5 protein-coding genes are annotated in these 7726 nt (G+C 30.0%); all 5 read left to right on the forward strand.

The window, feature by feature from the left end:
- The first annotated feature begins 18 nt into the window (after nucleotides 1-18).
- Entirely contained in the window at nucleotides 19-168 is a 150-nt protein-coding gene (locus Q3287_RS15970; protein ID WP_169466549.1) for a DUF4177 domain-containing protein, read from the forward strand.
- A gap of 406 nt (nucleotides 169-574) precedes the next feature.
- Entirely contained in the window at nucleotides 575-850 is a 276-nt protein-coding gene (locus tag Q3287_RS15975) for a hypothetical protein (protein WP_243194037.1), read from the forward strand.
- A 19-nt stretch (nucleotides 851-869) separates the two neighbouring features.
- Nucleotides 870-1157 (forward strand): hypothetical protein, encoded by a 288-nt coding sequence (locus tag Q3287_RS15980; RefSeq protein WP_407964403.1) that lies wholly within the window; start codon nucleotides 870-872, stop codon nucleotides 1155-1157.
- Between the two features lie 256 nt (nucleotides 1158-1413).
- Nucleotides 1414-3909 carry an ATP-binding protein gene (locus Q3287_RS15985; protein WP_407964404.1) on the forward strand — a complete coding sequence of 832 codons (2496 nt, stop codon included), beginning with the start codon at nucleotides 1414-1416 and terminating at the stop codon, nucleotides 3907-3909.
- Between the two features lie 14 nt (nucleotides 3910-3923).
- The coding region (locus Q3287_RS15990; protein ID WP_407964405.1) for a hypothetical protein at nucleotides 3924-7726 on the forward strand (3803 nt) is incomplete at its 3' end.

Below are 7726 nucleotides of genomic sequence, written 5' to 3' on the forward strand. Positions count from 1 at the left end.
TAAGGAGGGATATTAGCAATGAAAGAATATAAGATTGTAGAAGCTAAGAAGTCTCAAGCAGAAACAATAATGAATGACATGGCAAAGCAAGGTTGGGAAGTAGTTAGTGTAACATATTGGTATTCTTGGAAAATCTCTCTTGTGATTACTTTTTCTAAGGAAGTGTAATCATCGACACACAGGTTTAACAGAATCAATATATTTAAGTAAGGGATATTTTCTAAAGGTAATATTTGAAAATATCCCTTAGAGAGTTTTTTGTTTATATGTATATTTTTATGTAATAATTCGATTCCAAACGAGTAATTATAAGAAATATATTTCATTTTTAGATAAATATTTTAATATGAAAAAATATTCTAAGAAATTTTTACGACATTTTATCCTAATAGAATGATTGTTTTTTGTGTATTATATTATCTTAAATTATACAAGATTGTTTAAAAATATTGATTTACTTGAATATTTATCCAGTTATGCATTTTGATTGACCAGTTACACGAAATATATTGAATATTAAGAAAATTAGTAATATTATATGGATAAATAAAAAAATATATAGGAGGTATTTTATATGAGTCTTTTTGTTGGTGGATGGTCAAAATTTAGAACTGTCGAGGAAGAAGATTTAAAAGTATTTAATGAAGCTGTAGGAATGTTAAAAGGTGTTGATTATGAAGCACTTATTGTTGCTACTCAAGTTGTTGCAGGAACAAATTATAAATTTATTTGTAATGCTACTTCAGTCACAAATCCTCCACACGATTATTTAGCAGAAATAGTAGTTTTCAAACCTCTTCCTTGTGATGAGCATGATGCAACAATTACAAGTATTAATGTAATTAAGTAATATTAATAGGAGCTAGGATATGAGATTAAATATAACGAAACAAAACACTCTAGAGGTTGAAAATAGTAAAAAAGAAGATGTCTATTTTGTAATAGTTGATAATGTTTTCTTTGAACGTCATGGTGATGTATTTAATAGTATCACAGACAATAATTTAAATAATTATAATGTAGAAATATTACCAACTAATAATATTTTCTTAGAATTAAAAATAACATCTACTAAAGATTTAGAACCTGTTTTTATTGTAGTTGAAGATAGAGAGTATAATCACGGAAGTGTAATGTTTAAGCCAGTAGTGGTGTAATGTCTAAATTTCTTACAGAAGTATAACTATAATAAAAAGAAAAAAGTCTACAAATATGATAACTATGAAAAGATAGTGTTTAAAGATATAACAAAAAAATATAACTAAATAAATGAACTAATTAAAATAACTGTGTTGACAAAATCTATATTCTGCAACACAGTTATTTTACTAAATAAGATAGAAATTTATCAATTACAAAAGTAAAATAAAACCTTTTATTTAAATCAAAATTTATAATTTAGGGGGCAAATAAATGCTAGAAAATCAAAATCAACTTTTAGATGAAATAACACTCTTATTAGATGAAGGAAAAGTAGCGATAAATAAGGCACAAGGTCAAAATTTAATTCTAGTTCTTGGAGGTACAGGTTGTGGAAAAAGTACTGCAATTAATTATCTTGCGGGATGTGTAATGAAGGAAGTAGAAGATGAAGATACTGGTACATCATATATTGAATGTTTAGACCCTGTAGCAGAGATTGGCTCAGGAGCTGTCTCACAAACTCTATATCCGAATATTGTAGATATGAGAAAACCAGTGGAAGGAATGAATGCAAAATTATGTGACACTGCAGGATTTAGTGATAATAGAGGAGTAGCTCATGATATTAGTGCAGCAGTTTCATTAGGTGAGGTATTTAAAAATTCTGCATCTATATGTGCAGTAATTGTACTAATACCAGAAGCAGACATATTAGACTCTAGACTTACAAAAGTGCTGGATTTATTCCAACAGTTAAATATGTGTCTTCATAAAGATAACTTTAAAGGAAGTATAACTTTTTTCATTTCAAAAAGCTTCTTAGGAAGAACAGAAAAACAATTATATAATATTATCAGAAAAAAATATGAACAGTTGTGTGAATCCTCAGAAAGTAATATAGATGAAAAGGCTTGGTTATTTGAAGAATTGCTAAAAGATAATGGCAAAAATATTCATCTTTGTAAGCCTCTTGTAGCTGAAGAGAGAGAGACTTTATTAAAACAAGCACTAGAATTAAATGAAGTCAAGGATAAGACATCAGCATTCCAATATCCAATTAGCTCGGATGCAAGATTAGTTTTAGATACATTAATAAAAGAGATTCAAAGTAGTATAGTATCTAGTTTAGAAGATTATGTGAAGGCATATACAGAAGACTTTATTAATGTTATTGAAAGAATAACAATGATTCGAGAAATATCAACATATGATAGAGTTGTAGGGACATTTAAAAATTGGTTGGAAAATACATCAAGTCTTACTATAGACAAATTTATTAATGTGTTATCTAAAGAAAGTGGATTATTCTTGAAAGATAGTTGCATGAAGTTACAAAATAAGATAAAGGGAAATTTAGATATAATTGATGCCCTAAGTAAATATATAGAGAATGGAACTGGGGAAATTCTATTACCTTCTGTACACATGGAATCTATTATAGAAAAAGTAAGTAAAAAGATAATGGAGCAAAACTTCACTATAATAAGAAAGAATTTAGAAAAAGTTTTAGTTTCTCATGAAGTACAAAAACAAGTATTTACATTAAAAAATAGAGAAAAATTGATGGAAGTTGCAAATAAAAAGGATTATATGTATAGTGTAAATGATTTTGAAGAAATTTTGATGAATGTTACGACTGTACAGCGTGAAGAATTAGTAGACAGTATAACAAGATTAAATGCATATGGAGAAGAAGGAAACGAAATAATTAGAGAATTTGTAAGTAAATACATCTTAAATCCATTTATAGTAAAAACAATTAATATTAATGATAAGAAGTGTGTTGAAATAAGAGCATTGATTCCAAACTTAGTAATTAGTAGTGTATTGAAATATTTTAAAAATAGAAAAGTAGATGACAATACTACTACATTTATGTTCTTTGCTAAAGAGACTATTTATATGGATGATAACCTTGGAATGGAATTTGCATCAGAGAAAAATATTATTCTTTCTTGTAATAATCTCGATGTAAGTAGCAATGTAAAGATTAACGTAAGTGGAAAGAGTGGAGACCTTGTAGATAATTCTATGTATGGACAAAATGGTAAAGATGGTAGAGATGCAGGTAATATTTACCTATACATTAAGAAAGAAATTAGAAATTATCGCTTAACATTAATTGCAAATGGAGGAAATGGCTCTAAAGGAACAGATGGGAAACGTGGAGATGATGGAGCAAGTGGAGCTAATGGAGCAGATGCAGGATATACAAGTTATTTTGCTGCACAAATATTTAAGGGATATTTTGCAGAAGGCACAAAAGGTAAAAAAGGTGATAAAGGTGGAACTGGTGGAAATGCTGGAATAGGTGGAAATGCTGGTAAGAAAGGTAATATTTACTTCGTTTCAGATTCAGAAGAACAAAAAAATAGAATAATTAATCATTGTGATGTAACAGTGAGAGATGGAGAAGCAGGTCCAAATGGTGTACCAGGCTCAGGTGGATATGGAGGCAAAGGTGGTTATAATGGTTATAATACGCTTTCATTCTCTGCAAGTGGTATAGATAAGACTCTGTACTATACAGGATATTTTACAAGTTGGGATTATAAAATAGAGAAAGTATTTTATTATCGTGTGGAACTTAGTGGTGGAAGTTGGAGTGAAGGGAAAACAGGACCATCAAGAGAGTATGCTGAATATGGAGATAGAGGAGACAATGGAGGATTTAATGCACCAAATACCAAGATATCAACAGCCGTTTCAAAAGTAGAAGAAAGTCTAATTAAAGAAAAATATCAAAGCTATTGTTCTGAAATATAGAAAGGGATGGATATATGGCAAATAAACTTTATAGTGGAATCGTAAACCTTTTGGAAGAGGGAAGGGACACACTTGAAAAATATAACTTAAAAGAAAAATCAATTTTATTATTCTTAGGCGCTTCAGGTGTTGGAAAGAGCACTTGTATCAATTATTTAAAAGGTTGTGAAATGGAAGAAAAAACAGATGCAGAAACTGGACAAGTATATATTACTGCAAAAGATTCAGCTGTTGAAATTGGTAATGGTGTATACTCTAAGACGTTATGCCCAGAAGTTGTAGATGTTACAAATAGAGACTTTTCATTATGTGATTGTCCAGGATTTTTTGATAATCGTGGACCAGAGTATATGATTGCAGGAGCAATGCTTGTAAGAGAAACTATCTTTACATCTTCAAAGGTGAAAGGAATGGTAGTTATTTTAGACTACCAGTCTCTACTTGATTCTAGACATACACTATTAATAGAAACAGCTAAAAACTTAAAAGATATGTTTAATGATTATACAAAGTATAAAGAAAATTTTTTCTTTCTTATTAATAAAATACCTAAGTCACTCAGTGATAAAGTAACTGAAGAGAAAATAAGAGCTATATTGAAGAAAGTAAAAAAAGACCTAGACAATCAAGAGAAAGATTATGACGGTTACAAAGAGCTAGTATATCTATTAAATGTAATCTTATCAGACAATATATCTATCAAACTGTGTAATCCACTGGATAAAAAGCCAGAAGTATTATTAGATAAAATGAAGAATCTTCCTGGAAATTTTGAAAAGACAGATATGGGCTTGATGCTTACTGCTTCTTGTAAAATAGAAATACAAAAAGCTGTTGATGTAACATATAATGAGACAGAAAAACTTTTAGTTCCTTATATACAAAGTGTAAAAAAAGGTATAGAAGACTCTATTTCCATTTTACCTTCTATAAAAAGTCTAAAAGATACAGAATCACAGTTGGAGAGTATGTATACAAATCTATGTAGTAAAGTAGCTAATATTAGAGAACTTATGGAGTTTGTACAGGAACTTTCATATGGTGACGGATTACAAAAAGTTAATCTATTAGAAGAAGTACGCCTTCTCTTAGAACTAAATAGTTATTGTAGTGAAACTCACATTGTTGGCTTAAGCGAGCTATTAAAATCATTACTAAAGAATACATTAGAAGATGCATTAAGGGATATTAGATATTGGATAATAGAAGAGGAAAATAAGAAAGAAGAGGCCAAAAAGCTTGAAGATGCAGAATATAGAAGAGATAAGATTAGAAGTTGTACATATATAAAATCATATGATAAAGAAAATATACTTTCCATGTATATACCTATACCTAAGGTGAATTTATCAGATTTAACTGAAATAATATCTGGTTATCAACTTAATATTTTATCGTCTATATATATGTATGGAGATTGTGAGATAAAAATCGATTGTAATATGGAGAAAGAAGTTTTCTCAGGTAAAAATATTGTATTGTTAGCAAAAAAATTATGTATACCAGAAGGAACTCATTCAATTAACGTATCTGGTAAAGATGCAGAGCAATTGGCTGGAGAAGACACTATTTATAATGGAATGAATGGAAGAGATGGTAATAATGCAGGAACTGCAGGTGACATTTTATTATCTTTTAAAGAGATAGAAAAAAAGGGAGAACTTAAACTTTATGTAGATGGTGGACTAGGTGGAAATGGACATGATGGAAAAATAGGAGAGACAGGAATAACAGGAGAAATTGGAGCAAATGCAAAGATAGGTTCTGAAAAAGAGTCGAAAGAATTTGCTAACGATAACGATACAAAATATTTTGTGATAAAAGCAGAAAAAGGAAAACAAGGTGGAATTGGAGGTACAGGTGGAGACGGTGGAAATGCTGGTCTTGGAAGTAAATCTGGACAGATTTATCTTCTTGGAAAAGCATCTGTACTAAAAGGTGCCATAAGTACAAAAGATGGACATCATGGTATGGCAGGAAAAGGAGGTTCTGGAGGAAAAGGAGGCTCTGGAGGTCTTGGAGGAATTAGAGGAATATATGAAGAAACAATAAGACGTGGAGAAGGGGGCGATTATAGTGATAGAAACTATTATTATTTTGATAGATATGTATTAAGTTACGCCTCAGACTCAACAGAGGTAGCAGATGATGGAGTAAAATTAAATGCTCTTTATGAAAAACATAAAGATTGGAAAATTAGCAAACGTGAAGATTCAGGTTCAGATGGAGCAGAGGGAAAAGAAGGGCGTTTTGGAAATGCACTAAAAGAAAAGGAATTATTAAAGCAAGAGTATTCTTTATCAATGGATATGTTCTTCTATGAGTTCTTTGATAGATTTGGTTTTACTGGAAGTAAGGGATATAGAAACCTTAAACTGTTATGTGCTGTAGGAATCTTAGAAGCTGATATTTTAGAACTTTCACATATTTATGAGATTTTTCATGCCGTTGAGAAAGTAGAGATGCAGTTAAATAAAGAAATACTTCAAAAGTACTTTAAATTTGAGAGCAAAAAGAAAGAACCACTTTCTATAGAAGATATGAATATAAAGAAAGAATTTTATCAAGAGGCAAAAGAGATTTATGAATATCTTATAAATAAATTGATGCAGTCTGATAAAATAGAATCTTTTGTAGCAGAAAAACAGAATTTTAGTGAATGGAGTATGATTTTATTTGCACTTGAGCAAAAGACTGCGTTCTATGTGCAAATGATAGAGGAAAATGAAATTGGAGGAAATCGTGTTACCGATATTCGTGCTTTAACAAATTACCTAGATAAGACCTTAAAAGAATTGGAACAAGGGCAGAAGGACAAATTAAAAGAGGGATATTTCAACACATATAAAGAAGGTATACTGACTCAAATTGAATCTGGAAATCAGCAAATAGAAGTTTTAAGAAATGAACTTGAGAATAAAATGATTTCTGTTTCTGCAAAAATGAATCTATTGATTCAAGAGATTCTAAAGATAAAAGAAGATGAAAAAGAAGATATAGAGAAACTAAAAGAGAAACAGAAAAAACTTGAGGAACAGATGAAAACACAGTTAATTCTTTCAGGGATACAGAGTGCGTTGAGCTTATTAACAGCATTTAGTGGCATTGGTCAAGCTTGTTTAGGGGCATTTGATAGTGCAAAATCTTTGAGTGAAAATCTTTCAGCTAAAGAAGAAGAATATAACTGGACTAACAGAATGGTTGAGTTCTCAGATTTTAAATTAAGTTCTGAGGGTATTAATGTTGTTCTTGGAGCTCAATTGAAGGATGATAGAAAGAATGTTTTAGAAAAAATGACACATAACTTAGCAGGTGTTGATGAAGGAAAAAGAGAGAAGTTTGACCAGATTAAAGATATTATAGTTAAGTCTGTAGATAATCCTGCATATGCAGAAAGAGATAGTGATATTCAAGCGGCAAGAAATGGATTAAGTGAAGACGAATATAAAGAAATCTACACAAAAATTGAGAAGAAACAAATAGGCATGCTAGAAGCAAATTATAGCAATAAACAACAAAAAGATAAATTAGCTGCACTAGAAAAGAGCAAACAAGCTGTTGAAAGACAACAAAAGACAGCTGCTATTAAAAATGCCTTAAGTATTGGTAGTTCTGCTTGTTCTCTTGTTAATACAGCAATTAGCGGTGTTAATAATTGTCTTAATGTAAAGTCTAGTTTTGAAAGTAAGATAGAGGTTGTAAAAGATGCAATTAAGGATAAAGAAAATAATATTAAAAAATTGGATGAATTAAATACTCAGATGGTAGAGTTTAAAGATAAAACTTTTAAAGAATCTATTGCGCCATTTGTAGAAAA

The organism is Clostridioides sp. GD02404 (genome assembly GCF_045898275.1).
Lineage (GTDB): Bacteria > Bacillota > Clostridia > Peptostreptococcales > Peptostreptococcaceae > Clostridioides > Clostridioides difficile_A.